The organism is Burkholderia sp. SIMBA_062 (assembly GCF_046534765.1).
Classification (GTDB): domain Bacteria; phylum Pseudomonadota; class Gammaproteobacteria; order Burkholderiales; family Burkholderiaceae; genus Burkholderia; species Burkholderia ambifaria.
The window spans coordinates 1-253 of the sequence record NZ_JAWRYD010000446.1 but is presented as its reverse complement, the minus strand read 5'-3'; the positions used below and the strand labels follow the sequence as shown (position 1 = coordinate 253).

Sequence of the window (253 nt, the reverse complement as noted above, 5' to 3'; positions counted from 1 at the left end):
CAAAAACCTTACAGAATACTGACTACTTTTAAAAGTATCATATTTAAAAAGAAAATACACAACGATATAAAAAAATGTAAGTAGCACTCCACCTATGATAGCCATTACATCTAAATGCACAGGAACATTTTCATTTAAAATGATAGCAACTGCCAAACCTAGCGTTGTAGTTACTGCGATACCTATTATAAAAGCAGTAAAATTGAATCTTCCTCTAGAATCATTTTCTCGCCCAACTACTTCAAGGAAATGG

1 protein-coding gene is annotated in these 253 nt (G+C 32.0%); it reads right to left on the bottom strand.

What is annotated here, in order from left to right; genetic code table 11:
• Nucleotides 1–253: hypothetical protein (locus SB786_RS37005; RefSeq protein ID WP_410731684.1), on the bottom strand; the 253-nt coding region annotated here is incomplete at both ends.